The organism is Provencibacterium massiliense (assembly GCF_900169495.1).
In the GTDB taxonomy this organism is placed as follows: Bacteria; Bacillota; Clostridia; order Oscillospirales; family Ruminococcaceae; genus Harryflintia; species Harryflintia acetispora.
On record NZ_FWCH01000012.1, the window covers coordinates 869,162 to 894,212 of the forward strand.

The window sequence follows — 25,051 nt, forward strand, 5'->3', positions numbered from 1 at the left end:
TGCAAAAATAAATGTGCTATTATGATAGCGTGGAATGATGAGAGCAGGCGAAGGACCGCCTGCTCTTTTTCATGGCCACCAAAACGACGAATAGCGGAGGTGGTGAGGTCGTGCCCAAGGCGAAGAACGCGAAGGCGGACGAAGCCCTGGCGCTCTACCGGCAGGGCCTCAAACTCGTCGACATCGCGAAAAAGCTGGATCTTCCGGAGGGAACCGTCCGCCGCTGGAAGTGTACCTATAAATGGGACGGAGAAAAAAGCGAGCGTTCGGGAAAGAAAAAACCGAACGCTCGGAAACGCGGCGGCCAGCCTGGGAACAAAAACGCCACCGGGCCCCCTGGGAATAAGCACGCGGAGAAGTTCGGCTTCTTCTCCCGCTATCTGCCGGAGGAGACGCTGGAGCTGGTCGGCCTGACCGCTGACTCCTCTCCCCTGGATCTTCTCTGGGCTCAGATACAGCTGGCCTTTGCGGCCATCGTGAGGGCCCAGAAGATCGCCTATGTCAAAGATCAGAACGACAAGACGATCGAGAAGGTCGAGGAGAAAGACGGCAACGTCATCGGCGAGCGCTGGGAGGTCCAGGAGGCATGGGATAAGCAGGCCAACTTCATGAAGGCCCAGGCCCGGGCAATGGACTCCCTCCGGGGGCTGATCAAACAATACGACGATATGCTGAGAGCTGCCGGTGAGGCTGCCACGGAGGAGCAACGGCTTCGCCTGGAGCTGCTGCGGGCAAAACTCGGGAGCGGCTCTGGAGAGGTGAAGAAGGTGACGATCATCAATGACACAAAGCGACAGCCAGATCCGGATCAGTGATCTGATTATTGAGAAGTTCTGGGACGTGTTCAACGATGACGAGCACACTCACAAGATCCTGACATCAGGAAGAGCTGGGACCAAGTCCAGCGAGGCGGCCATCGAGACCGTCTTTAAGATCGTGCAGGACATCGACGGCAGCGCCGTCGTCATCCGGAAGCGCCACAACAAGCTCCGGAAGACGGTCTACAAGGAAATAAAGAGGGCCATCAAGCGGCTGGGCCTGGACGAGCGGCTCTTCAAGATCACCGTGAGCCCGATGGAGATCACGTTTCTGGAGAACGGGAACACGATATACTTCACCGGCTCCGACAACATCGACGACACCAAGGGCATCATCGACGAGAGCAAGCCGATCAAGCTGGTGCTGATCGACGAGGTGAACGAGTTCTTTGAGCAGGGCGAAGGCGAGGACGAGCTTCAGAACATTGAGGCGACCTTCATCAGAGGCAACGACGAGGGCTTCCAGATGCTTTACCTTTACAACCCGCCGAAGAACCCCAACGCTCCCGTCGTCGTATGGACCCGCAAGATGGAGCAGCGCCCCGACTGCGTCCACGTTCATGTGGACTACAGAGACGTGCCTCCTGAGTGGATCGGCCGGAAGCTGCTGGAGTCGGCGGAGATCCTCCGCCAGGTGGACGAACGCCAGTGGCGCTGGCTCTGGCTGGGCCAGTCCATCGGCGTCGACGAGCTGATCTATTACATGTTCAGCGACCGGCACGTCGGGCGGACCAAAGAGGACGCTTTTCAGATCATCGGCGTGGGCGTCGACTATGGCCAGCAGAACGCGACCACCTACCAGGCGGCTGGGCTGAACGTGGCCAAGCACAAGCTGGAGGGTCTGGCCGAGTATTACTACAGCGGCCGGGAAACTGGGGCCCAGAAAAGCCCGAGCGACTACGCTGGGGACTTTGTGGGCTTCCTGGATGACCTTCATGAGCGATACAGCTGCGGCCTCTTCTATGTCTACATTGACCCCTCAGCCAGGGGCCTGATGGAGGAGATCAAGAGAGCCGCCAGAGGGACGTCTTACACGGTCCTGATCCGGGACGCTGAGAACGACGTCGCTCTGGGCATCTCCAGGGTGCAGAAGCTCCTCACCTTTGACATGCTCAGCATAGACCCTGGGCAGAAACACGCCCGGGAAGAGTTCGGTCTGTACGAGTACGACAAAAAGAGTATTGAGCGGGGCCTGGAGAAGCCGGTCAAGCTGTCCGATCATTGCATGGACGCCATCCGCTACCTGGTGATGGGCCTCTGGTCAAAGCTGAAGCACTTCCTCCCCGTGCAGGATAAAGAAGACGAGGAGCCGGAAGGAGTCATTAAATGAACATTTTCGAGTATTTCAAAAAGAAGGGGATCGACACCATCGACAGCTCCTTCTACACAAAGATTGCAGCATGGGACAGCTGGTACAGATCCAACGTGCGGAACTTCCACCAGTACCGGGTCTATCACGGCGCCAGCAACTACGAGCGCTGCCAGCGGAAGAGCCTCAGCATGGCGAAGAAGCTCTGCGAGGACATCAGCGACCTGCTGCTGAATGAGCGCGTCAAAATCACGGTAAAGGACGAGACCACGGCGGCCTTTGTCGAGAGCGTGCTGAACGCTGCCAACTTCACCGTGCAGGGCAACGAATACCAGGAGCGGAAGGCGGCCTGCGGCACCGTGGCCTATGTTCCGTATCTGACCAACATGGAGATCGACGACCAGGGCCGTGTGGTCAATGCTGAGGTAAAACTGGACTATGTCGTGGCGAAGAACATCTTCCCGACTGCCTGGGAGAACTCCCGGATCACGGAGGTCATCTTCGTCTTTGAGAAGACATACAAGCGGAAAAAGTACGCCCAGTTCCAGCACCACAAGCTCGAACCCCGGAAGGATGAAACAACCGGCGAGTCTCTGGGCTTCCAGTACGTCATCGAGAACAGCGTGGTCCTCTGCACGTCTGGGGCCGGGCGTGAGCTGACGCCTGAGGAGTGGAACCAGATCCCCCACTTTGAGGGCCTGGCGGCCCGTGTGGAGACCGGATCCGATCAACCCCAGTTTGTCATCGACAAGCTGAACATCGCCAACAATGTCGACGAGGATGACTCGAACCCGATGGGGATCTCGCTCTTTGCCAACAGCGTCGACGTCCTGGCTAAGCTTGACCTGGAGTATGACAGCTATGCCAATGAGTTCTCCCTGGGCCGGAAGCGGATCTTTGTCTCGCCGGAGATGCTGACCAATGTAGACGGCGCCCCGGTCTTTGATCCTCACGACTCTGTCTTCTACCAACTGCCGGAGGACTACTTCAAAGACACCAAGGAGGCCATGCACGAAGTCAACCCGACCCTCAGGATCCAGGAGCATGAGCAGGCCATCAACAACGACCTGAACCTGCTGAGCTTCAAGTGTGGCTTCGGCACCCAGTATTACCGCTTTGAGCGTGGGTCGGTCGTAACGGCCACCCAGGTCATCAGTGAAAATTCCGACATGTACCGGACGATCCGGAAGCATGAGATCATCCTGGGCGACGCTCTGACGGATCTGATCCGCTGCATCATACGCCTGGGCCAGACGGCAAACGTCCCCGGGCTGGTGCTGGAGACTGACATCACCATCGACTTCGACGACTCGATCATCGAAGACAAGCAGACAGAGAGGCAGGAAGACCGCCAAGACGTCGCGATGGGGGCCATGAGTCTGCAAGAATACCGCGCCAAGTGGTACGGCGAGACCGAAGAGGTCGCCGAGCAGAAGCTCCCGGACCAGTCTGGCGGGATCCTGATGTGATTATTATGGACGAGAGCTACCACAGCCTACTGGCGGCAGGCATAGAAAAGAAATACCGGCAGCTGGAGCAGGACATCATGGACGACATCGTCCGGAGGATCCGGAAAGCTGGGACGATCACAGACTCGGCCGACTGGCAGATCCAGCGCCTTATTATTCTGGGCAACAGCACCCAGGACATCGAGAACCTGATCCGGAAGGCAGTGGACGGAAACGAGGCAGAGGTCCGGAGGCTTTACGCTGAGGTTATTGATCGGGAATACACCCGGGACCGGGGCCTCTACGAGCAAGTGGGCAAGGAGTTCATTCCCTATGAGCAAAACCCCGAGCTCCAGCAGATCACCAACGCCCTCATTGATCAGTCCAGCGAGGAGCTTTACAACATCACGAAGTCGATGGGCTTCATGATAGACAACGGACACGGCGGCAAAGTGTTCACGCCGCTGGCTGACGTTTACAACGGCTATCTCGACCAGGCGATCATGGGTATGGCCAACGGCGCCTATGACTACAACACACTGATCCGGAGGATGGTCGGCCAGATGACGGCCTCCGGGCTGCGGACAGACCACGCCTTCAGCGATGGGGGCAACGACTACGGCATCGACTACGCGAGCGGCTGGCATAACCGGATCGACGTCGCTGCCAGGCGGGCGCTGCTGACCGGCTTCGGCCAGCTGACCGGCCGGGTCACGGACACGAACGCCCAGCGCCTCGGGACTCAATACTTCGAGGTCACATGGCACGCGGGCGCTCGACCGGATCACGCGGTCTGGCAGGGCAAGGTTTACACCAAGGAGCAGCTGACGACCAAGTGCGGCCTGGGCACCGGCCCGGGGCTGCTGGGCTGGAACTGCCGCCACACCTACTACCCCTTCATCCCCGGCATCAGTGAGCAGCTCTATACGGACGAATGGCTTGCAGAGCAGAACGCCCGCGAAGCTACGCCGAAGCGCTTCCGGGGCCGGGAATATACGACCTATGAGGCCACCCAGAAGCAGCGGCAAATGGAGACCGCCATGAGGGCAAGGCGTGAGCAGGTGCTGCTTCTCCGGGACGGAGGGGCCGATCCGGAGGACATCACGACGGCCCAGTGCAAATACCAGGCCCAGCTGGACGAGTACAAGCGCTTCAGCAAAGCGATGGGACTGCCGGAGCAGATGGAGCGGGTCTACACCGGGCGCACCCAGGGACGGATCGCCCCCAGCCCTCAGACCTACGCAAAGTGGCAGGCGGAGCAGATCAACAGAGCGAAGGAGCGCCAGGAGAAAAAGCGCCAGGCCGATATAAGGGCCGCACAAAGAGCGGCTTCACAAAATGCCCCGGCATCTGGTACAATAAAGAGAGACCCGGGCGTGCCCGCGAGCTGGAAGAAGGGCGAGCCGATGACGGCCCAGCAGGCCGTGACCGGGACAAACCCGAACTTCAAGCTCTACACGAAGGAATGGACCCTGAACTGCCAGCGCTGCGTCTCCGCCTTCGAGGCGAGGATGCGCGGCTACAATGTGGAAGCCAAAGCCCGCATACTGACCGGCGTCGACGAGCTCCCCTATATGAACGCGAGGACCGGCTGGCTCTCTGTCTATAACGGCGCCACGGTTACGAGCGTACACAAGAGCACCGGGAAGGCATGTCGGGCCACGATTGAGTCAGAGATGCAAAACTGGGGCGACGGAGCCCGGGCCATCGTCCGGGTGCGCTGGAAGTCTGGTGGCGGTCATGTATTCAACGCGCTGCAAGTGGATGGGCGGACCGTTTTCGTGGATCCACAATCCGGAAGCATGGACTGTTCGGGCTATTTTGCGGCGGGCATGATAAAGCCAGGCATGACGGAACTCGTCCGGATCGACAATCTGGACTTTACTGATCGTATAGAGCTATGTGCTAAGCAAAAGGAGGAATAACATGGTCACAATAGAGCAGGCAAAGAAGGCGGCGCTCGATTTTATGGGCGCCGGGCTTGAAATATCGGAGGCGAGCGAACTCCCGGACAAGTGGGTCTTTAGCTTTCGCAACGCTGAGACAAAAGAAGAGCCGGACGTCGCGCCCGTATCTGTCAGCAAAGAGAACGGCATCGCGGCTGAGTTCTTTCCCCCGGAGCATCTGACGGAGCTGCCGCTTATGAAGCCGATCGAGGTGTGAGCCTATGATCAAAGTACACCTCGATCTTCATCACATAACTGTCCAGGGCCACGCGCCCAGGGCCAACGGCGAAGCGCCGGGCCAGAACATCGTCTGCGCTGCGGTCTCCGCTCTCACCCTCACTCTGATCGAAGGGCTGGAGGCTATTGCAGGCATGACGATCAAGGCCCTCGATGATCCTGGCGACGTCCGGATCGAGTGGGAGGAAGTGAACGCCATCGGCAAGGCCCTGATCGACACCTGGTACATCGGGATCATCCGGATCCGGGACAGCTACGACAACACGATACTGATAATTTGAGCGCCCAGCCAGGGCGCTCTTTTTATGGCCGGACGGCTCTGCCTCAATGAGCTGGAACGTGTTCACGCACACTATAAAAACGGAGGAATAAACCATGAAAAAACGCTTCAACCTTCAGCTCTTTGACGACGGCGGTCAGAGCGGCGCTGGCGGCAGCCAGGGCGGAGCAGCCGGGACTGGTGACGGCGGCCAGGCAGCAAACGCCGGGAACAATGGCAGGGGCGGCTCTTATAGCTTCCAGCAGGCCGAGGAGATTGCAAACGCCAGGGCACAACGCGCCGAGAAGGCCGCTCTCGCGTCCTACTTCAAACAGCAGGGCATGAGCGAGGAAGAAGTGTCCAAGGCCATCGCGACCTATAAGGCCCAGCAGGCGGCAAGCAGGCCCAACGTCGACAGCATCACAAAAGAGCGTGACGACGCGCTCGCTGAGCTGGCGGCCCTGAAGAACAGCAACGCGCTCCGCGCCAAGGGCGTCCGTGAGGAGGATCTTGACTATGTCATGTTCAAGGTCAGCGCCCTCATGCAGGCGGATGACAAACTGGACTTCGAGAAGGCAGTCGCCAAGTACCTGAAAGAAAACCCGCGCTTCACGACCGGGGGCGGCACCTACAAGGTGAAGACCGGAACGGACGGCTCCGGGCAGGGCGGAAGCTCTGGCCAGGGCACCAACGACGCCATCAATGACGCCATCCGTCGAGCAGCGCGACGCTAACATCAACACTTTATGGAGGTAAAACTATGAAAAAGAGATTTTTCAATCTTCAGCTTTTTGACACCGACGCCCAGATCATTGACCGCTCGGGCGCGGAGGCTCTGATCCCCGAGGACAGGGCCAAAGAGATCATCCAGGGAGCCATCGAGCAGTCTGCTGTCCTCTCGGTCGGTCGCCGTCTGGCAGACATGACCACCGCCCAGAACAAGCTCCCCGTCCTGGACTCCCTGCCGATCGCCTACTTTGTGAACGGTGACACCGGCGCGAAGAAGACCACCAAGCAGGCATGGGACAAGAAGGTCATCTACGCCGAGGAGATCGCGGTCATCGTGCCCATCCCCGAGGCGGTCCTGGACGACGCTGACTACGACATCTGGGGCGAGGTGAAGCCCAGGGTGCAGGAGGCCTTCGGCAAGGTCATCGACGCGGCCATCCTCTTCGGAGACGGCAAGCCGACCAACTGGCGCGACGGCCTGGTGCCTTCTGCGAAGACTGCGGGCGCTTCCGTGGTCATGGGCAACGACCTTTTCACCGACCTGCTCGGTGAGGGTGGCGTCATCTCCAAGGTGGAGGAGTCCGGCTTCTTCGTGAACGGCCACGTCGCTGACATCTCCCTGAGGGCCAAGCTGCGTGGACTGAAGGACCAGAACGATCGCCCGCTCTTCCTGAACTCCATGCAGCAGTCCGGCAATTACAGCCTGGACGGCTCTGCCATCTACTTCCCGCGTAACGGGGCCTTCGACAAGACTGAGGCGATGCTGATCTCTGGTGACTTCTCCCAGCTGGTCTACTCTATCCGCAAGGACATCACCTTCAAGCTCTTCACCGAGGGCGTGGTCCAGAACACGGACGGCACCATCGCCTACAACCTGATGCAGAATGACATGGTCGCGCTGCGGGCTGTCATGCGTCTGGGCTGGGAGATCCCGAACCCGATCAACTCCCTGGAACAGGACAAGACCAAACGCTTCCCGTTTGCGGTCCTGGCTCCCGCTACTACGGGCACCACGCTGACCGTTACGTCTGCTGCAGGCACCAACAGCGGTGACACCAAGATCACCGTGAGCCCGGCGCTCTCTGACGGCAACAGCTACAAGTACAAGACCGGCCCCAGCGTCACCAAGCCCGCCATCGGTGCGATCTGCAAGAGCGGCTACACGGCATGGGACGGCTCCGCTGACATCGCCGCAAAGACCGGCGACAAGATCGTGATCGTGGAGGTTGACAGCACCAGCAAGTGCGAGAAGACCGGCGACGCGACCGTCACGGCCAAGGCCTAAGAGGGGGTGATGGCTGATGTACGTTTCTTATGAGTTTTACACTGAGACCTTCGGGGCCCTGATCCCGGAGAAGGACTTCCCCAGGGTCGAGGCTGAGGCTGAGGCGGCCATCAGCTACCTCACCTATGTCAACGGCGACATCTTTGCCAAAGAGGACAGCCGCGTGAAGCTCGCGGTGTGCGCTGCGGCGGAGGTCGTCTACAACGGCAAACAAAGCAACGGCGCCAGCGGGTCCGCTGGTGTAAAGAGCGAGAGCAATGACGGCTACTCTGTCACCTATGTGACTGAGGCCCAGGACGGTCAGACCGCTGAGGCGGCTCTTCGGAAGAAGATCGCCGAGGCGGTCAGGCTTTACCTGCTGCCGACTGGCTGGCTCAGCAGAAAGGTGGGGCGCTGTCATGTATGTGCAGGTTACGATCACAGTCTTCAATAAGCGGCTGAGCGCTGACCGGCGTGAGGTTTATTTTCCGACCTGCATCTCTGGTGCCTCTTACTACGAGTCGAAAAGCTCCGGCCACTCTACGGATGGTGCCCACGCTGAAAGTCTGACCTACAAGCTCCGGATCCCGATTGACGCAAAGGTCCAGAACGACCGGATCCATGCAAACGAGAGGGCCTTCAAGGCCATGACAGAGGAGGAAGCCAGGCAACACTGGACGCTTCAGAAAGGCGACATTGTCCTGGCATGTGAAACCTCTCTAACGGATCCGATCGACGAGGCTGCTGTCAAGCAGCTGGCCGCCACTGAGCTCGTGGACGTCATCACGGTGAAAGAATACGCCGACAACACGATCCGTGGTTCAGCAGCGGTCAAGCACTGGCGGATAGGGGGTGAATAATATGGCATTTAAGCCGATCAGGAGCCCCAGAGGGGCCATCATCCAGGGAAGCAACGGCAGGGTCCAGCTGATCTGGAACAACGGCTGCGCGCCAAAGATGAACGCCGTCCTCAGCAAAAAACAGGAGATCATTGACAGCGAGGTGCTCCGGCGCTGCGCTCCACTGGTCCCGAAACGGACCGGCGCCCTGGAACGCTCCGGCACTCTGGGCACTGTCATCGGTTCCGGCGAGGTGCAGTATATCGCGCCATACGCCAGGGCCCAGTATTACAACACCAGCCAGACCCGGTCTTATGATCCAAGGCGCGGCGGCATGTGGTTTGAGCGCATGAAGACGGCCAACCGGGCGGCGCTCTTGCGATTGATCAACAGCAAATAAAGGAGGCCAAGCATGGTCAAGTCAATTATTGAGGGCGTGACTGCCTTCTTCCTGGACTGCCCTCTGCTGGCTGACGGAGTGTTCCGCGTGGACGCCCTGGGCGACCAGCCGCAAGAGTACACCATCGAGACCGGCATCTTCAACCCCGTGATCGAGACCTACATCGACGGCAGCTCAGACCGGCGCTACCAGTTCAACTTTGGCAGCCGCGAGTATTACGGAATGGACCGCCTCCAGAATATCGCGAACAGTTCCTTCTATGAGGACTTCGCGGCATGGGTGGAGGCCCAGAGCACAGCGGGCAACTTTCCGGGGCTCCCTGAGGGGATGCACCCGGAGCAGCTCGCTGTTTTGTCGTCTGGCTACATGTTCGACGAGTCGATGCAGAACGCCAGATACCAGATACAGATCGAACTCATTTATCACAAGGAGGCATAAGCGCATGAAAAAGAAAATTTTTGATCTTCAGCTCTTTGACGAGAGCCGCGCTGCCCTGCTCCGGAACGCCATCGCGGACTACGCCGAGATCGATGGCACCTACGAGCTCATGGGCACCGGCTTCACTACCCTGGACGAAAGTCCCGGGGCCCAGACCGACAGCGAGACCTATGTCAACGAGGTCACGGCCTCGACTGACATCACCGGCTACGAGACCGAGTTCTCCTACGAGTCCCGCCTGATCCCTTCCCAGAAAGCGATCTACAAGCTCTGGAAGATGGGGCGCGACCACGCCACCGGCGACGAGGCCCAGCTGAAATATGTCCGGGTAGAGCTCTTCAACCCGATCGGGACCCCGAGCGAGACATCGGCCGAATACACTGCCCGCCAGTTTACCGTGGCCAATGAGGTCAGCGATAACTCCGGAGCAGGCGGCGAGAAGATCAGCGTCTCCGGCACGCTTCACGCGGTCGGCGATCCCATTCAGGGCAAATTTGATACCGTGAGCAAAAAGTTCACGGCTGGCACTTTCGCTGGCAAATACGACGCTCCCGTCGTTTCCGGCGACTAAACAAGTAAACACTGGCTCCGTACTACTGGCCCGATGGGGCAGTGAGCGACCAGGCACCAGCAGGCGCAACGGTGCAGCCTGCTGGTGCTCTTTTTATAGCACCGACCAGAGGAGGACAACAGAATAATGGAATTGATTATCAACGACGTGAAACTCGAAGGCGATCTGATGGATGCGGACTTCATGGAGAAGTTTGAGCAGTCCATGATCAAAATGCGCAACACGGCTCAGGCCAAAAAGCGCGAGAACTTCCCGACCGCTGCGGCCAATTACCGCGCCCAGTGTGAAGTGGTCAATGTGTGCTTCGACGAGATCTTCGGATCCGGAACGGCCGACAGGCTCTTCCACGGCAAGATGAACGTCATGGAGCACCTGAAGGCCATCGAGAAGGTCAGCGAGTGGGCTGCCAGCGAGAGGAAGACTCTCAACGACTTCACCAACCGCTACACCCAGCGCCAGCAGGCCGGCACCCGGCAGATGCAGACCGCGCAGTTCGTCTCCCAGCAGCACGGTCACGGCAAGGGTAAAAGGCACTGAACCTTCTGATCGACGGCCTGCCCGAAGAGGTCGAGATCGCGGGCCAGATGGTCCCGATCACTACCGACTTTCGCACGGGGATCCTTTTCGAGGAAGTCCTGCAAGACGGTCAGCTCGACGATCTGGAAAAGCTCCGGACCGCGCTGGACCTCTATTTTCCGGGCACCGTTTTTGATGGCAGCGTACTCGACGAGGCGATCAATCAAATGATCTGGTTTTATCGTTGCGGCGCGGATCCCGCTGAGACGACGGAGACTGACGCCACGGACAGCGACAAAGACCCGCCCTTTTCTTACGAGTATGACGCCGACTATATTTACTCCGCGTTTATGCAGGCCTACGGCCTGGACCTGGCGCGGCACCCCCTCCACTGGTGGCAGTTTCGAGCGCTTTTTCGATCGCTCCCTGAAGAGACTCAGCTGGTCAAGATCATCGGCTACCGCACGATGAAGATCCCGGCAAAAGCGTCCAAGGAGCAACGGCAGCACTATGAGCATCTAAAGCGCGTTTATGCGCTCCCTCAGTCGGCTGACCGGCAGCAGCTCGAAAGTGACCTGAACTCTCTACTCATGAACGGCGGCAACCCTGCCGCCCTTTTAGCAGGAGGAGAAGGTCATGGCATCAGACGGGACTCTGAAATTTGATACAAGCCTGGACACTGGCGGTCTACAGTCAGGTATGGGCAAGGTCGCAAGCGTCGCCCAGCAAGCGCTGGGCGTGTTTACCGGCCAGATGATGACCAGAGCGGTTGATGCTCTGGCCAACCTCGGAAAGTCTGCCCTCGACAGTGTGGGGCAGCTGGAGCAGAACGTCGGAGGCGTGGAGACGCTCTTCGGCGATGCAGCGGACGCGGTCATCGCGTCGGCGGATCGTGCCTACCAAACGGCGGGCATGTCCGCCAACGACTACATGAGCACGGTCACGAGCTTCTCGGCGTCTCTGCTCCAGTCTCTCGGTGGAAACACTGAGGAAGCGGCCAAAGTGGCCGACATGGCCATCATAGACATGGCCGACAATGCGAACAAGATGGGCACGTCCATGGACATGATCCAGAACGCCTATCAGGGCTTCGCAAAGCAAAATTACACGATGCTGGACAACCTGAAGCTCGGCTACGGTGGCACCAAGACAGAGATGGAGCGCCTTCTGGCTGATGCGGAAAAGCTGACCGGCGTCAAGTATGACATCAACAACCTGAACGACGTCTACCAGGCGATCCATGCCGTTCAGGAAGAAATGGGGATCACTGGCACCACAGCAAAAGAGGCCGCGAGCACACTGGAGGGCTCCATGGCTTCGGCCAAGGCCGCCTGGGACAACTTCATGAACGGATCCGGTGACGCGGACCAGCTGGCGGATGCTTTCGCCACAGCGGCGGACAATATCGTCAAAAACCTCGCCGAGATCATCCCGCGCTTTGCCGAGACACTTCCCGCCCTCGGCGGCGCCATTATTGCACAGATCCCTGGGCTGGTGGCTGCCATCGTCCCTGCCGTGCTTTCAGCTGGCCAGAGTGTTCTGAAGCAGCTCCAGGAGACGGTCCTGAGCTTTGACTTTGTCGGAACCGCTGACAAGATCGTCCAGACGATCACGGGCTTCATCGAAGGGGACGGGCTGGGCTCGCTCCTGGACACGCTCACCTCGATCTTTACGGGGATCGTGAGCGGCATCAGCTCCATGCTGCCGTCGCTTCTGCCCGCTCTGGTTGAGCTGATCAGCTATGTCACGACCTCGCTCCTGGACCAGCTGCCCGCGATCCTCGACTGCGCTCTGGATCTGATCCTCGGTCTGGCTCAGGGGATCCTCGACGCCCTGCCGGTTTTGGTCGCTGCTCTGCCTAAGATCATCGACTCGATCGTCAAGTTCCTGGTCTCTTCCATCCCGAAGATCCTGGAGGCTGGGGTCGAGCTTCTGATGGCTCTGGTCGACGCGCTGCCCGTGGTCATCAAGTCGCTGGTCGCTGCTCTGCCCGAGATCGTGACCTCTATCATGACCACGCTGGCCGCTTCCGCCCCGGATATTCTGGCGGCCGGGATCGACCTTCTGATGGCTCTGGTCGAGGCAATTCCTGACATCATCGTCGAGCTGGCTGCGGCCATCCCTGACATCATCGTGGCCATCGTTGACGCGCTCGTCGCGGCGGCTCCTCAGATCCTCGAATGTGCGAAAAACCTCTGGGGGCAGATCACTGCTGCCGTGCCGGAGCTGCTGTCTAAACTCGGCGAGGCCATCCCCCGGATCGTCACCGCGATCGTTGACGGGCTGGCCACGCTGAAGGACAAGGCGGCCGAGATCTTCCAGATGGTCCTCGACAACCTGCTGACATGGGGCAGCAATATGATCGCCCAGGCCCAGCAGGCCATGAGCAACATGCTGAACGCGGTCGTCACCGTCGTGCAGCAGCTTCCGGGGAAGGTGTGGACCTTCCTCGTCAATACTGTCACCCGGCTGATCCAATGGGGTCAGCAGATGCTCAGCAATGCCTCGTCGGCCATGAGCAACATGCTCAGCAAGATCACCAGCATCGTGCAGCAGCTCCCTGGGAAGGTCTGGACGCACCTGGTCAACACGGTGAACAAGCTGATCCAATGGGGTCAGCAGATGCTCAGCAACGCCTCGACGGCCATGAGCAACATGCTCAGCAAGATCAACAGCATCGTGCAGGAGCTTCCGGGAAAAGTCTGGACGCACCTGGTCAATACGGTGAACAAGGTCATCAGCTGGGGCCAGCAGATGGTCTCTAATGCCAGCACGGCCGTGAGCAACATGCTCAGCAAGGTGTCCAGCACGCTCCAGCAGCTCCCTGGGAAGGTATGGACCTATCTCAGCCAGGCGGCTTCAAAAGTCGTTTCCTGGGGCACTGAGCTGGCCAGCAAGGGCGCTGCAGCGGCGAAGCAGCTCTTCGACTCCGTCGTCAATGGGCTGAAGTCTCTGCCCGATAAGATCAAAGAGGTCGGCAGCAACATCGTCAGCGGGCTCTGGAACGGCATCAGCTCCGGCTGGGACTGGCTGAAGAACAAGGTCGCTAACCTGGCTTCGAGCCTTTTGGATGCGGCTAAGGACGCCCTGGGCATCAACTCGCCGTCGACAGAGTTCCGGGACGAGGTCGGCCGCTGGCTCCCTCCTGGCATCGGTGAGGGCTTTGAGAAAGCCATGCCTGACGCTGTCAAAGACATGCAGCTCCAGGCGAAGAAAATGGTCGCAAAGATGCAGACCGCTGTCTCGGCTTCCGCTGGATCTCTGAACCTGAACGCCTCCGGCGCGGCAAGTGCGAGAGCGCTGACCACGACCGGCACCAGCGTTTACTATGACCAGCGCATGGAACAGCAGAACACCTACAACGTGCCCGTGGCAACGCCTTCCGAAGTGAGCAAGGCCCAGCGCGAGGCGCTGCGGAACATAGTGGGAGGTGTGAAATGACACGAAACACAATCACCATAGAGCTGACCTGCAACGGCAAGACGCTCCGCATGGGCCCGAACGAGGACATCGACATCACCAAAGTGACGGGCCTGGAGTCCTCAGAGCTGGAGCTCAGCACGTCGGACAACGCCCTGGTGGACGGGGTGTCGGTGGATGGCAAAAAGATCAAACCGCGCCCGATCCACATCGAGGCCAGCTTCAAAAGCAACAAAAACAACCCCGAGAACCGGGCCCGCGTGATCCAGTTCTTCAATCCAAAGTACACCGGCCGCGCCCTGATCATCAACATGGGCGTGAGCCGGAACATCGAGTACGAGCTGGAGGGCTGGACTTTTGGCACGGCTCAAAACATGGACAACAAGCTCCGGATCCTGGTCGACCTGCTCTGCCCGGATCCGTACATGCTGAACGTCGACAACTTCGGCAAAAACATGGCCAATATCTCCCCGCTCTTCGCCTTCCCCTGGAGGGTGCTGGCGACCAGAGCCACGGGCAAGCTGGACTATCCGCCGAAGGCCCGGGGGCTGATGCTGGGCGGCATGACAATGGGCTACCGGACACTGCACAAGGAGGTCGTTCTTTCCAACGATGGAGACGTCCCGACCGGCGTCCAGATCCAGTTCATCGCTACCCGGGGCAGCGTTACCAACCCGAAGATCACCAACACCGGCACCGGCCAGTTTATGAGGGTCAAGGTGGTCATGCAGCAGGGCGACATCCTGCTGATCGACACAAACGACCGGCACCAGGTCATCACGCTGAACGGCGTCAACTGCTACCAGCGCATTGACCGCCAGAGCGAGCCCTTCCAGCTCGCCGTGGGTGACAACTATCTGGAGTATGACGCGGATGGGAACTACACCAACCTGGACGTCAACCTTTTTTATACTCCGAAGTATCTGGGGGTATAGCCTATGCAGCTGATCATTCTCGACAAAAACATGGACACGCTCGGTGTGGTGAGCGTTTTTAATACTCTGATATGGGACCGGCGTTATTATGACTCCGGCCTCTTTGAGCTCTACACTCCCGCCGAGTTTTTTGAGCTTATGAACACCGGCCGCTACCTCTACCGGAGCGACCGGACTGATCTCGGCGTCATCCGGGAAGTCAACTTTGCCCGGGACGCCAAGGGTGCACGGACGGCCTACTGCAAGGGCTATTTTTCGGAGGAGCTGCTGAACGATCGGGTCCTGAACACCCAGATCAACATCACCGGCACTCCGGAAGCTATCGGCCGCCAGCTGGTCCAGAAGTTCGCCATCAACCCGACCGACGCTGGCCGCAAGATCGCGCACCTACAGCTCGGAGCGCTTTCCGGCGTCGGCAGCAGCATCACCGTCATGGCCACCGGCGACCGGCTGGGCGACAAGCTCTACGAGATCGAAAAGACCCAGGAGCTCAGCCACCGGCTCGCCTATGACTATCAGGCCAACACCCTCTCCTTTGTGGTGTGGCAGGGCAAGGATCGAACCGACGCGCAAGAGGTCAACAGCTGGGCCATCTTCTCCGACAGCTTCTACAATGTCAAAAATGCGGTTTATGACCGGGACGAGTCGGAGTGCAAAAACTTCGCTTATGTGGCCGGGGAAGGTGAAGGGGCCGCCCGGGTCATCGTGGAGGTGGACATCCGGAGCAATCCGAACGAGGAACGCCGGGAGCTCTATGTGGACGCAAGAGACCTGCAGAGCACCTACACGGACGACAACGGCAGCGAGCACACCTACACCCAGGCACAATACCGGCAGCTGCTCCGGCAGCGCGGCCTGGAAAAGCTGGCGGAATACGAAAAAGTGGAGACGGTCAACAGCGACGTGGATCCGGACGCCAATCTGGTCTATATGACAGACTTCGACCTGGGCGACCTCTGCACCTACCGCTACACCGACGTCGGCATTGAGACGACCAAGCGGATCACCGAGATCCAGGAGGTCTACGAGGGCAGCAAGCAGACGCTCAGCGTGGTCTTCGGCAATGACATGGCGACGTCTATCACAAAAATCATAAAGAGGGAGGCATCGTAAATTATGGCTATGAGATACGGATATTTTGACTCAGAGATCACCGGGGTCGACTCCGAGGGTATGCCTATTTTTGACCGAGCAGAAACGTCAGAGCTCTTTCGGCTCTTGTTTGCGAAGCTGCTCACCAACGGGGTGCTGGCTCTGCCCGGGGACTGTTTTCAGGTCGTCGCAGGCAGTTCCGGCCTGACCGTAAAGATCCGCCCAGGCTTCGGCCTGATCAACGGGGCCTTTGCCTATGACGGGGCGGAGGAGACCTACGCGCTCGCGACAGCGCCCACACAATACAGCCGGATCGACCGCGTCGTGCTCCGCTGCAACTACCTGGAGCGCCTCTGCGAGATCATCGTCAAAACCGGCACACCTGCGGCCAACCCCGTCCCGCCTGAGCTTCTCCAGCCGTCCAGCGGCGACTATTATGAGCTGGGCCTGGCTCTGGTCAGCATCGGCACCAATCAGGGCGTCATCACCCAGAGCTCCATCACGGACACCCGGGCGGACAGCTCTGTCTGCGGCTTCATCACCCAGCTGATCGACCACCTCGACACGGAGGTCTTCTATGATCAGTTCAATGCCTTTTATACGGAGTTCGTGGAGAAGTCGGACGCCAGTTACGAGATGTTCCAAAACATGGCCACGCAAGCCTATAACGACTACACGGCGGCGATCGACGAGTACATCGAGCAGCTGGAGGCAAAGGGCAACGCGGATCTCACCGCGACCACCGAGGCCCTGAAAGAGTTCCAGCGGAACAGTCAGAACGCTTTCAACGCCTGGTTTGCAGAAGTGCAGGGGCTCCTCGACGAGGACGTCGCCGGGCGTCTGATCAACATCACGAACGAGCAAGGCGAGCGTCTCAGCCTGCTCGAATACATGAACATCCACAACGACTTCTTCGCGCCGCTGCTGGATGATGATGGCAACGTGATCCTGGACGACGATGACAATGCTGTCATGGTCGACTGGAAATATATGTACGCATAAGAAGGGAGAAAACAACATGCAGATCAACATCGAAAACGGCAAGCGCTTCAATGAGGAGCCCGCGATCGCGGCAGTCTCCAGCGGCAACGACATCGTTCTGGTCCGTCTGGCAGACGGCACCGGCGTCAAGGCCCTGAAGCTGTCCGCGCTGGGCGCCTTCATCACTGGCGACCTGAGCACGCTGGAGACAGCGGACAAGACCAGTCTGGTCGCTGCCCTCAATGAGGTGCTGGGCGACACCAAGACAAACGCCCAGGCGATTGAGGACCTGGAAACGCTGACCGACATCCTCACCAAGCCTGGCGCCTCCAGAGCGAACTCGCTCATTGTGGAGTACGACCTGGGCACCAGCTTCACAGCGGAGCAGTCCCAGGACATCCGCTCGGGGGCTTTCAGCAAGGTCCGCGCCGGGGGCTACTGGACCATCAACGGCCGGAAATACTGGGCGGCCCATGCCGACTACCGGCTCCACTGCGGGGACACTGAGCTCACCCAGCACCACATGCTGGTATTTCCGGACAAGTCGTTTTATAACGGCGTCATGAACGACACCAACGTCACGACCGGCGCCTACTACGGCAGCAAGATGAAGACCTCCGGACTGGCTGCGGCTCTGGCGACTATCAAGCAGGACTTCGGCACGGATCACATCCTGACCCACCGCCAGCTCCTGGCCAATGCTGTCAGCAACGGCATGAGCTCCGGCTGGGCCTGGTATGACACACAGATCGACCTCATGAATGAGCACATGGTCTACGGCTCCCACGCCTGGGGCGGCGGATCGCAGAACGGTTACGACACCGGCATCGACAAGAGTCAGCTGGCTCTGTTCCAGGCGCGTCCGGATCTGATCACGAACAGAGAGAACTGGTGGCTGAGAGACGTCCAGTCCGCGACGTATTTCTGCTATGTCGACCGCCACGGCTTTGCCAACGCCTGGAACGCCTCGTCCTCCGTCGGCGTCCGCCCGGCTTTCCTGATCTACTGATCGACAATCCCCGGGCCCTTGCGGCCCGGGATGATAAGGAGATAACGAAGCATGTCAGACATCCCAAAAAGCGAGCGCTCTGAGTCACCTCTCCGCGCTCAACACATGATCTACAACATCAGGAAGCGGATCACCGCCGAGCTGATGGCGACCTTCGGCTACAGTCAAAAGCGCTTTGAAAAGCACATCAAGGCCGTGACTGCCTATGTGGTCAACGAAGAAGAGCGCGAGGAGCTGGCGGCAAAGATCCGCGAGCAGGAGGAAGATTTCAACCTCTGGTTTATCCAGCAGGAGCGGGCCAGGGTGCTCACGTTCTGCCAGGACATCAGCGTCCACATGCGGGCAGCCAATACCATCTGGCCGGACTACTGGTCGGAATATGAGGAGAGGCGGCTGCAATGGGACAAGGCGATGGAGTGCTGCAATATGCTCCAAGACGAACTCCAATATATCGCGGAAGTCCTTCCGGCAGACAAAAACAAGTACACCGGCATCGTGCTGGAGATTGAGCACCTGTTCAACACGATCAAGAGCCTCCGGCAGTCTGACAACCGTTTCAAAAAACACTTGAAAGGACCAAAGCGCAAAGCAGCGGGTGACTCTTGATATTGTTCGGTCGGCGACGTATTTCTGCACCGTCAACAACGATGGCCATGCCAACTACTGGAACGCCTCGAACTCCATCGGCGTCCGCCCGGATTTCACAACCGTGCATCCTATCGAGCTGGATCCCGCGCACGGCAATGGGAAAGGAAGAGTCATCCCTTCGGCCGCTAAGCCGATAAATGCCAACCGCGACGTGGCCGGTTACGATCGCTGTCACTATTGCGCGGTTTATTTTTATGGATAACAAATTGTATGATGCAAACCGGATCTACGATGCAGGCACCAAGGCAATGACCGGCAGCCGCTTCAAGTACAAGACCCAACTGTATGAGATGACCCAGCTGCTCCAGACTGCAAAACTCCAGGACGAGCTCATGCACGGCGCGTACCGACCAGGACCCGGCCAGAAGTTCCCTATCAATGAACGGGGCCACAGCCGGTACATCACCAGTAACATCATGAGAGACAAAACAGTCAATCACCTCCTCTGCGACGAGGTGATCACTCCGTCGATCCAGAAATACCTGGCCTATACCAACAGCGCGAGCCAGAAGGGCAAAGGCGTCAGCTTTCACCGGAAGCACTTCGAGGAGGATCTGCATCACTATTACATGATGACCGGCAGCAACGAAGGCTGGGTGCTCTTCATTGATTTCTCCGGTTATTATGGCAATCTCCAGCATGAGCCGATCCTGGCCACGCTCGACTATTTCATCCGGCGAGAGCAGGAGCCGGACGTCGCTCAGGTGGCCATGACACTGATCCGGGACATCTTCAGGACCTTCGAGCTGGACGTCTCCCGCTTCTCCGATGAAGAGATCGCGGAAATGTACCACAGCAAAGTCGACCCGATGATGAACCGCTTCACAGATCCGAAACTGCTGACCGGTGAAAAGACGCTAAAGAAAGGCGTTGACATCGGCAACCAGGTCTCTCAGGACGTCGGGATCGTTCATCCGTACCGGATAGACAACTACATCTCGATCGTGATGGGCTGCAAGCTCTTCGGCAGATATACCGACGACACGCACATCATCAGCGACAGCAAAGATTTTCTTTTGACCGTGCTGGAGGGCGTGAGGCAGATCGCTGAAGAATACGGCATCATTATCAACGAGAAAAAGACGAGGATCTGCAAGCTGTCCAGCTTTTACCGCTACCTGCAGATCGGCTACTCTCTGACTGACACGGGGCGTGTGATCCGGAAGATCCACCCGAAGGCAGTCACCCGGGAGCGCCGCAAGCTGAAGGCCTACAAGCGGAAGCTGGACGCCGGGGAAATGAGCTATTTTGACGTGGAAAACTCTTTCAAGTCATGGCTGGGCGGCAACTGGAAACGCATGTCAAGGCAGCAGATCAGCAACATGAGCCTGCTATATTATCAACTTTTCGGAAGGAGACCAACATGGAAAAAAGGACATTCAAGATTACGCTGGCTGATGGGACAGCCCTGGAGGGACTCACCCTCAACGGCAACAACTACATCAGCGACAAAAAAGTTACCGAGGACATCTTCCGGGACAACCTCAGCAAAGTGACCATTGAGGGCCCGGATGGCGCCCAGGAGCACGAAAACATGAAACTGGTGCAGATCTGCAAGGTCGGCACAAAATACTGGTTTATCCTGGCTGACAAGACCGCCGACGAAGTGGCCAAGGAAGCGATGGAGGCCAAGATGAACGAGATGGAGCAGGCCATGAAGGTGCTGCTCACGGGGGAGGTATAAGCTATGGACATGATGAAATTAGCCGCTGAAATGCGGACCACTTTGCAGTATTTTGTCACCACTTTGGACGCGGAGACCCAGCTGGACAAGATGCTGGAGATCCCCTCCATGTTCCCGGCCTATGAGGTGGGCAAAGCCTACAAGGTCAAGGACGTCATCTCCTACGGCGTGAACTCCGTGGGCGATCCCCAGCTCTATCAGGTATTGCAGGACCACATCAGCGCTGCTGAGTGGACGCCTGACACCGCCACGAGCCTCTACAAGGCCATCGGCGTGACCGAGGGCGGCTACCCGGTCTGGGTGCAGCCTCTGGGCGCTTCTGACGCCTACAACACCGGGGACATCGTGAGCCACAACGGCACCCTCTACATCTCCACCATGGACGGGAACGTCTGGAGCCCTGAGACATACCCGGCAGGCTGGGAAGTCTATGCCGAGTAAATAAAAAGGAGGTACACAAGTATGAAAAACGGAATTTGCACAATCGTGGGAGTGGTGGGCAGCTTTATCGCCTCCCTCTTCGGTGGCTGGGACACGGCCCTGGTCACGCTGATGATCTTTATGGCCGTGGACTACATCACCGGCCTCGTCGTCGCTGGCGTGTTTCATAAGTCCCCGAAGACTGACGGCGGCACGCTGGAGAGCCGGGCCGGGTGGAAGGGTCTCTGCCGCAAAGGCATGACCCTCCTGGTCGTGCTGGTAGCCTGCCGCCTGGATCTGATCATGGGGTCTAACTTCATCCGGGATGCGACGATCATCGCCTTCATCGCGAACGAGACGATCTCGATCATTGAAAACGCGGGACTGATGGGCGCGCCTATTCCTGGCGTACTGGTCAAGGCCATCGAGGTCCTGAAGCAAAAGGCGGACGGCGAAACGCCGGTGCCCAAGGAGTAAGACATGAAGGCGACCGGGTCCTCCACGAGGACGATCTGGAACTTTCTCAGATGTAAAGGCCTGAGCCCTGCCGGTGCGGCAGGGCTCATGGGCAACCTTTACGCTGAGAGCGGGCTCAACCCTCAGAACCTCCAGAACAGCTACGAGAAGTGCCTGGGCTTCACGGATACGGCCTACACGGCCGCCGTGGACTCCGGCGCTTATTCTAATTTTGTCCATGACAGTGCTGGCTACGGCCTGGCACAGTGGACCTACTGGAGCCGCAAGGAGTCTCTGCTGAACTTTGCCCGGAAGATCGGCGCGTCCATCGGCAGCCTGGAGATGCAGCTGGACTTTATGATCCGGGAGCTGAAGGGCTACGCGGCCGTTTGGGAAGTTCTCCGGACGGCCAGAACAGTGAGGGAAGCGTCGGACATCGTGCTGACCAGGTACGAACGCCCGGCAAATATGAGCAGCAGCGTCAAGGCCAAGCGGGCCAGCTTCGGCCAGGCTTATTTTGACGCCTACGCAAATAAAAGCACCGAAAAGGAGGACAACATCATGGGCAACAGCCCGCTGGTGACATACACCAACATCACCAAAAACCGCACCAGCCCGCGCAATCACGCCATTGACACCATCACGATCCATTGTATCGTGGGCCAGTGGACAGCAAAGCAGGGCTGCGACTACTTCGCGACCACGGACCGCGAGTGCTCCGCCAACTATGTCGTGGGCAAGGATGGCAGCATCGGCCTGAGCGTGCCGGAAGCAGATCGCTCCTGGTGCAGCTCCAACCGCGACAATGACAACCGGGCCGTCACCATCGAAGTCGCCAGTGATACCAGTCACCCGTATGCAGTGACCGACGCGGCCTACGCGGCCCTCATTGAGCTGGTGGCGGACATCTGCAAGCGCAACGGCATCAATAAGCTGCTCTGGAAGGCAGACAAGAGCCTGATCGGCCAGGTGGACAAGCAGAACATGACCGTCCACCGCTGGTTTGCCAATAAGGCCTGCCCGGGCGACTATCTCTATCAGCGCCACGGTGCCATCGCGGAAGCGGTCAATGCCAAGCTGGGTACCGGCACCGAGCAGACCGTCAGCAGCTTCCCGGCCGTGCCCTTTACGGTCCGGGTCATCATCAACGACCTGAACTATCGCGAGGGCCCGGGCATGAGCTACGCCGTCAAGGGCCAGACTGGCAAGGGCGTCTTCACCATCACAGAGGTGCAAGATGGCTGGGGCAAGCTGAAAAGCGGCGCAGGCTGGATTTACCTCGAAAACCCTACCTACTGCACCATCCTGGACGACGGCCAGACCGAGGCCCAGAAGGCAGCGGAAAGACTGGCCCAGGACATCGCGGCCCAGCTGAAGAGCTCCGGCTGCGATGCTGCAGCCGTGCTGAAACGAGTCAGCGAGATCCTGGCATAAGGCGAGAGCCCCCGGCAGCTGCCGGGGGCTTTTTTTCGTTTATATGGCGATCGGGAGAACGATGTACCCGTCAACGACAAAGGGCTCAAAAGTTCGAGTACGACTCCGCGACCTCCACCAGATTTTGTCGAAAGAAGCCGAATGCTGAAAAGTGTTCGGTTTCTTTTATATTAATATAACTTATTGTATAATTGAGACCTACAACTCAAAAAAGGTTCTCCCTAAAGTATAGAATTAAAGTTAATTCAAAGAAATTTTAAGAGTTCGAATCATTGTTAATTTTCACCAATAATACTTTGTTAGACTCTAACAGACGTATGGATATTCTAATTAATTAGTGATATAGTATACTCTGAGGGGGTGAAAGAATTGCCGATCAAATTCTCTGAAGAATTTGGTATTGATAAAGTAGACATCGCACGTTTAGGTGTATTTGATGTAATTCTTGATGTCGATACCCGTGTCTTTGTAGACCCAGCACTGCTCATTTTAGCTTCAGCGCCAGAGTTCCAAGATGCAAAAAATAAGGTGGAAAACTACTTTACAGGTATTATCACGTTGCTTTCCCATACAAAAATGAAGAAAGATATGTACTGGAAGCGTGCGGATGCTCTGTTAAAATTTAAAGAGTTATCAGGCACTTGCTTTGGATATACCCAGAATGGTACTGGTGGAAATGCAATTGGACCAGTTTTACGCATTAAAATTTTGGAAACAGTGAAAGAATTGGTAGAAGAAGGCGAAGCTGATCCTACCCTATTTGAACTTTTGGGTGTGTTCCAAGAAAATATTGGTTGCGATAGAATAAGTGACCTCATAACTTTTATTCTTGCGCCTGAGATTTTTTCTTATACAAATCGCGTGGTGACAGATTTAGGGATTAATTCTGTCCCTACAACTTACAGGAGTGTCACATATAATATATGTATAAATCGCTATAATGGCAAACCGTTATTGCTATTGCCCGCTGATATATTGAGTCCGTTACCCGTGGCAGAAAGCTTCGAAGATATAGACTTTATTTGTTTAGAAAATCAACGAGTGCGTGATGAAATTAATACATATTTTGAATTAGGAGGCAAACACAAACTTCGAAAGGCTGATATTTTATCTTATATGCATAGAAGCAGAACATTTCGTCAAGCAATAATTTCTGCATATAAATCTTTTCCTGTTCAACCATATGATTTTGATTCTGATCCCGCTGGAGAATATATTTGGCTACAGGCTGCCAAAGAATATGCTGAAAAGTATCCTTTGGATTTGCGCGAACAGTCACTTGATGATATTAATGGTGTTCTTGCCATTACGTACCGCATATGTCAAAAGTTTAAAGAATTAATTGAATATAACGGATTACACGATTTGCTATTTGACAGTAATAAAAAGCCTAAACACGAACGAGCGGCACAGTTATTGTTTTTCGGTATCGCGGATAGTTATTGTATGGCAAATAATATTGATTTAAGTAGGGAAATTAATGTTGGACGTGGCCCTGTGGACTTTAAGCTTTCCCGAGGAGCTTTAGATAAAATTGTTGTAGAAATCAAATTGACATCCAATGGGCAACTTAAACATGGTATTGAAACACAATTACCTATCTATATGAAACAGGAAAAAACACGTCGTGCAATATATTTAATAGTTGATAATGGTCACCCTAAGGCATTGCAAAATTTCTTTAACTTTTATAATGCACTTAAAGCGCCAATGAAAGAAAAAATTGATATTATAACAGTTGATGGGACATATAAAAATTCTGCCAGTAATGCATGATATTAATTATGCCTATTTCAAGTGTAATTATTGCTTCTCAATTACCCGCATCCCTTGATTTTACTGGTTTTTAAAGGTCAAATCAAATGCCGATTTTTTTCTAATGTAGTTTTGCGCATTATTAATAATTGCAATTTTTTAACGTACAAATTTTGGGCAATTCCTGAAAACCTCGAGGGTTCGAGTCCCCAGCGATTTTTTCCTCTTGCATCTCATTTGTCCGCTAAAGACAGCTAAAAACCGCTTAAACGTGATGTTTAAGCGGTTTTTTTATTTGCGATAAATAACGCGTCCTGTCTTAATGAAATGGTAATCATATGAACCCATCCCATACAGCATCCATCCGTGAAATCAGATAATTCTCTTGTAAGACAGGGGACAAAATAGTATACTAGAATATGGATACCGTTCTAACAGCTCCA

27 protein-coding genes are annotated in these 25,051 nt (G+C 56.8%); all 27 read left to right on the forward strand.

Going from position 1 to position 25,051, the window contains the following annotated elements; all coding sequences use genetic code 11:
• Positions 1-110 precede the first annotated feature (110 nt).
• The 27 genes from terS to B5477_RS14900 all read left to right on the forward strand — a co-directional run bounded on the left by terS (position 111) and on the right by B5477_RS14900 (position 24,629).
• On the forward strand, positions 111-815 hold the full coding sequence (gene terS / locus B5477_RS09260) for a phage terminase small subunit (protein ID WP_079699425.1): 705 nt from the start codon (positions 111-113) through the stop codon (positions 813-815).
• Complete coding sequence (locus B5477_RS09265; protein WP_079699426.1) at positions 781-2,148, forward strand: PBSX family phage terminase large subunit; 1,368 nt, start codon at positions 781-783, stop codon at positions 2,146-2,148. The genes terS and B5477_RS09265 overlap by 35 nt, the downstream gene beginning before the upstream one ends.
• A complete protein-coding gene (locus tag B5477_RS09270) occupies positions 2,145-3,596 on the forward strand; it encodes a phage portal protein (protein ID WP_079699427.1) in 1,452 nt (483 codons plus the stop codon). The genes B5477_RS09265 and B5477_RS09270 overlap by 4 nt, the downstream gene beginning before the upstream one ends.
• A gap of 5 nt (positions 3,597-3,601) precedes the next feature.
• A complete protein-coding gene (locus B5477_RS15055; RefSeq protein ID WP_242942219.1) occupies positions 3,602-5,500 on the forward strand; it encodes a phage minor capsid protein in 1,899 nt (632 codons plus the stop codon).
• Position 5,501: 1 nt separating this feature from the next.
• On the forward strand, positions 5,502-5,738 hold the full coding sequence (locus B5477_RS09280) for a hypothetical protein (RefSeq protein WP_079699428.1): 237 nt from the start codon (positions 5,502-5,504) through the stop codon (positions 5,736-5,738).
• 4 nt (positions 5,739-5,742) lie between these two features.
• The gene (locus B5477_RS09285) at positions 5,743-6,039 is read left to right on the forward strand and encodes a ribosomal-processing cysteine protease Prp (RefSeq protein ID WP_066539057.1); all 297 of its coding nucleotides are present in this window, start codon (positions 5,743-5,745) and stop codon (positions 6,037-6,039) included.
• 94 nt (positions 6,040-6,133) lie between these two features.
• Positions 6,134-6,751: a hypothetical protein gene (locus tag B5477_RS09290; RefSeq protein WP_079699429.1), complete on the forward strand. Its 618-nt coding sequence runs from the start codon at positions 6,134-6,136 to the stop codon at positions 6,749-6,751.
• 26 nt (positions 6,752-6,777) lie between these two features.
• Positions 6,778-8,031 carry a phage major capsid protein gene (locus B5477_RS09295; protein ID WP_066539054.1) on the forward strand — a complete coding sequence of 418 codons (1,254 nt, stop codon included), beginning with the start codon at positions 6,778-6,780 and terminating at the stop codon, positions 8,029-8,031.
• Between the two features lie 16 nt (positions 8,032-8,047).
• Positions 8,048-8,464: a head-tail connector protein gene (locus B5477_RS09300; RefSeq protein WP_079699430.1), complete on the forward strand. Its 417-nt coding sequence runs from the start codon at positions 8,048-8,050 to the stop codon at positions 8,462-8,464.
• Positions 8,430-8,870, forward strand: a complete 441-nt coding sequence (locus B5477_RS09305) for a hypothetical protein (protein ID WP_079699431.1) — start codon at positions 8,430-8,432, stop codon at positions 8,868-8,870. Before B5477_RS09300 ends, B5477_RS09305 begins: the two co-directional genes overlap by 35 nt.
• Before the next feature lies 1 nt (position 8,871).
• Positions 8,872-9,249, forward strand: coding sequence for a minor capsid protein (locus tag B5477_RS09310; protein ID WP_066539051.1), 378 nt, complete (start codon positions 8,872-8,874; stop codon positions 9,247-9,249).
• 12 nt (positions 9,250-9,261) lie between these two features.
• Complete coding sequence (locus B5477_RS09315) at positions 9,262-9,687, forward strand: hypothetical protein (protein WP_079699432.1); 426 nt, start codon at positions 9,262-9,264, stop codon at positions 9,685-9,687.
• 4 nt (positions 9,688-9,691) lie between these two features.
• The gene (locus B5477_RS09320; protein WP_079699433.1) at positions 9,692-10,258 is read left to right on the forward strand and encodes a hypothetical protein; all 567 of its coding nucleotides are present in this window, start codon (positions 9,692-9,694) and stop codon (positions 10,256-10,258) included.
• A 126-nt stretch (positions 10,259-10,384) separates the two neighbouring features.
• Positions 10,385-10,795 carry a DUF6673 family protein gene (locus B5477_RS09325; protein WP_079699434.1) on the forward strand — a complete coding sequence of 137 codons (411 nt, stop codon included), beginning with the start codon at positions 10,385-10,387 and terminating at the stop codon, positions 10,793-10,795.
• Between the two features lie 17 nt (positions 10,796-10,812).
• Positions 10,813-11,439 carry a bacteriophage Gp15 family protein gene (locus B5477_RS09330; protein WP_278335628.1) on the forward strand — a complete coding sequence of 209 codons (627 nt, stop codon included), beginning with the start codon at positions 10,813-10,815 and terminating at the stop codon, positions 11,437-11,439.
• Positions 11,411-14,215, forward strand: coding sequence for a phage tail protein (locus B5477_RS15340; RefSeq protein ID WP_242942167.1), 2,805 nt, complete (start codon positions 11,411-11,413; stop codon positions 14,213-14,215). Before B5477_RS09330 ends, B5477_RS15340 begins: the two co-directional genes overlap by 29 nt.
• The gene (locus B5477_RS09340) at positions 14,212-15,129 is read left to right on the forward strand and encodes a phage distal tail protein (RefSeq protein ID WP_079699437.1); all 918 of its coding nucleotides are present in this window, start codon (positions 14,212-14,214) and stop codon (positions 15,127-15,129) included. The genes B5477_RS15340 and B5477_RS09340 overlap by 4 nt, the downstream gene beginning before the upstream one ends.
• A 3-nt stretch (positions 15,130-15,132) precedes the next feature.
• A complete protein-coding gene (locus tag B5477_RS09345; RefSeq protein ID WP_079699438.1) occupies positions 15,133-16,242 on the forward strand; it encodes a siphovirus ReqiPepy6 Gp37-like family protein in 1,110 nt (369 codons plus the stop codon).
• A gap of 3 nt (positions 16,243-16,245) precedes the next feature.
• A complete protein-coding gene (locus B5477_RS09350) occupies positions 16,246-17,223 on the forward strand; it encodes a hypothetical protein (protein WP_143533578.1) in 978 nt (325 codons plus the stop codon).
• Positions 17,186-18,211, forward strand: coding sequence for a DUF6273 domain-containing protein (locus B5477_RS09355; RefSeq protein WP_143533579.1), 1,026 nt, complete (start codon positions 17,186-17,188; stop codon positions 18,209-18,211). The genes B5477_RS09350 and B5477_RS09355 overlap by 38 nt, the downstream gene beginning before the upstream one ends.
• 51 nt (positions 18,212-18,262) lie before the next feature.
• Positions 18,263-18,817 (forward strand): hypothetical protein, encoded by a 555-nt coding sequence (locus B5477_RS09360; RefSeq protein WP_143533580.1) that lies wholly within the window; start codon positions 18,263-18,265, stop codon positions 18,815-18,817.
• A gap of 248 nt (positions 18,818-19,065) precedes the next feature.
• Positions 19,066-20,355, forward strand: a complete 1,290-nt coding sequence (locus B5477_RS09365) for a reverse transcriptase domain-containing protein (protein WP_159448989.1) — start codon at positions 19,066-19,068, stop codon at positions 20,353-20,355.
• A 38-nt stretch (positions 20,356-20,393) separates the two neighbouring features.
• Complete coding sequence (locus B5477_RS15060) at positions 20,394-20,543, forward strand: hypothetical protein (protein WP_159448990.1); 150 nt, start codon at positions 20,394-20,396, stop codon at positions 20,541-20,543.
• A gap of 3 nt (positions 20,544-20,546) precedes the next feature.
• Complete coding sequence (locus tag B5477_RS09375) at positions 20,547-20,984, forward strand: carbohydrate-binding protein (protein ID WP_079699444.1); 438 nt, start codon at positions 20,547-20,549, stop codon at positions 20,982-20,984.
• A 21-nt stretch (positions 20,985-21,005) separates the two neighbouring features.
• A complete protein-coding gene (locus B5477_RS09380; RefSeq protein ID WP_066539029.1) occupies positions 21,006-21,440 on the forward strand; it encodes a phage holin family protein in 435 nt (144 codons plus the stop codon).
• A gap of 3 nt (positions 21,441-21,443) precedes the next feature.
• Entirely contained in the window at positions 21,444-22,853 is a 1,410-nt protein-coding gene (locus B5477_RS09385) for a phage tail tip lysozyme (protein WP_079699445.1), read from the forward strand.
• Between the two features lie 369 nt (positions 22,854-23,222).
• Positions 23,223-24,629: a hypothetical protein gene (locus B5477_RS14900; RefSeq protein WP_143533581.1), complete on the forward strand. Its 1,407-nt coding sequence runs from the start codon at positions 23,223-23,225 to the stop codon at positions 24,627-24,629.
• The last annotated feature ends 422 nt before the right edge of the window (positions 24,630-25,051 follow it).

Bases quoted from the DNA above. Each gene is read 5' to 3' on its own strand.
- B5477_RS15055 (WP_242942219.1), top strand. From the start codon at position 3,602: ATGGACGAGAGCTACCACAGCCTACTGGCGGCAGGCATAGAAAAGAAA.
- B5477_RS09295 (WP_066539054.1), top strand. From the start codon at position 6,778: ATGAAAAAGAGATTTTTCAATCTTCAGCTTTTTGACACCGACGCCCAG.
- B5477_RS09315 (WP_079699432.1), top strand. From the start codon at position 9,262: ATGGTCAAGTCAATTATTGAGGGCGTGACTGCCTTCTTCCTGGACTGC.
- B5477_RS09310 (WP_066539051.1), top strand. From the start codon at position 8,872: ATGGCATTTAAGCCGATCAGGAGCCCCAGAGGGGCCATCATCCAGGGA.
- B5477_RS09280 (WP_079699428.1), top strand. From the start codon at position 5,502: ATGGTCACAATAGAGCAGGCAAAGAAGGCGGCGCTCGATTTTATGGGC.
- B5477_RS09385 (WP_079699445.1), top strand. From the start codon at position 21,444: ATGAAGGCGACCGGGTCCTCCACGAGGACGATCTGGAACTTTCTCAGA.
- B5477_RS09355 (WP_143533579.1), top strand. From the start codon at position 17,186: ATGCTGTCATGGTCGACTGGAAATATATGTACGCATAAGAAGGGAGAA.
- B5477_RS09375 (WP_079699444.1), top strand. From the start codon at position 20,547: ATGGACATGATGAAATTAGCCGCTGAAATGCGGACCACTTTGCAGTAT.
- B5477_RS09320 (WP_079699433.1), top strand. From the start codon at position 9,692: ATGAAAAAGAAAATTTTTGATCTTCAGCTCTTTGACGAGAGCCGCGCT.
- B5477_RS09285 (WP_066539057.1), top strand. From the start codon at position 5,743: ATGATCAAAGTACACCTCGATCTTCATCACATAACTGTCCAGGGCCAC.
- B5477_RS09265 (WP_079699426.1), top strand. From the start codon at position 781: ATGACACAAAGCGACAGCCAGATCCGGATCAGTGATCTGATTATTGAG.
- B5477_RS09360 (WP_143533580.1), top strand. From the start codon at position 18,263: ATGTCAGACATCCCAAAAAGCGAGCGCTCTGAGTCACCTCTCCGCGCT.
- B5477_RS09350 (WP_143533578.1), top strand. From the start codon at position 16,246: ATGGCTATGAGATACGGATATTTTGACTCAGAGATCACCGGGGTCGAC.
- B5477_RS09300 (WP_079699430.1), top strand. From the start codon at position 8,048: ATGTACGTTTCTTATGAGTTTTACACTGAGACCTTCGGGGCCCTGATC.
- B5477_RS09325 (WP_079699434.1), top strand. From the start codon at position 10,385: ATGGAATTGATTATCAACGACGTGAAACTCGAAGGCGATCTGATGGAT.
- B5477_RS15340 (WP_242942167.1), top strand. From the start codon at position 11,411: ATGGCATCAGACGGGACTCTGAAATTTGATACAAGCCTGGACACTGGC.
- B5477_RS09340 (WP_079699437.1), top strand. From the start codon at position 14,212: ATGACACGAAACACAATCACCATAGAGCTGACCTGCAACGGCAAGACG.
- B5477_RS09380 (WP_066539029.1), top strand. From the start codon at position 21,006: ATGAAAAACGGAATTTGCACAATCGTGGGAGTGGTGGGCAGCTTTATC.
- B5477_RS09290 (WP_079699429.1), top strand. From the start codon at position 6,134: ATGAAAAAACGCTTCAACCTTCAGCTCTTTGACGACGGCGGTCAGAGC.
- B5477_RS15060 (WP_159448990.1), top strand. From the start codon at position 20,394: ATGAAACTGGTGCAGATCTGCAAGGTCGGCACAAAATACTGGTTTATC.
- B5477_RS09270 (WP_079699427.1), top strand. From the start codon at position 2,145: ATGAACATTTTCGAGTATTTCAAAAAGAAGGGGATCGACACCATCGAC.
- B5477_RS09305 (WP_079699431.1), top strand. From the start codon at position 8,430: ATGTATGTGCAGGTTACGATCACAGTCTTCAATAAGCGGCTGAGCGCT.
- B5477_RS09345 (WP_079699438.1), top strand. From the start codon at position 15,133: ATGCAGCTGATCATTCTCGACAAAAACATGGACACGCTCGGTGTGGTG.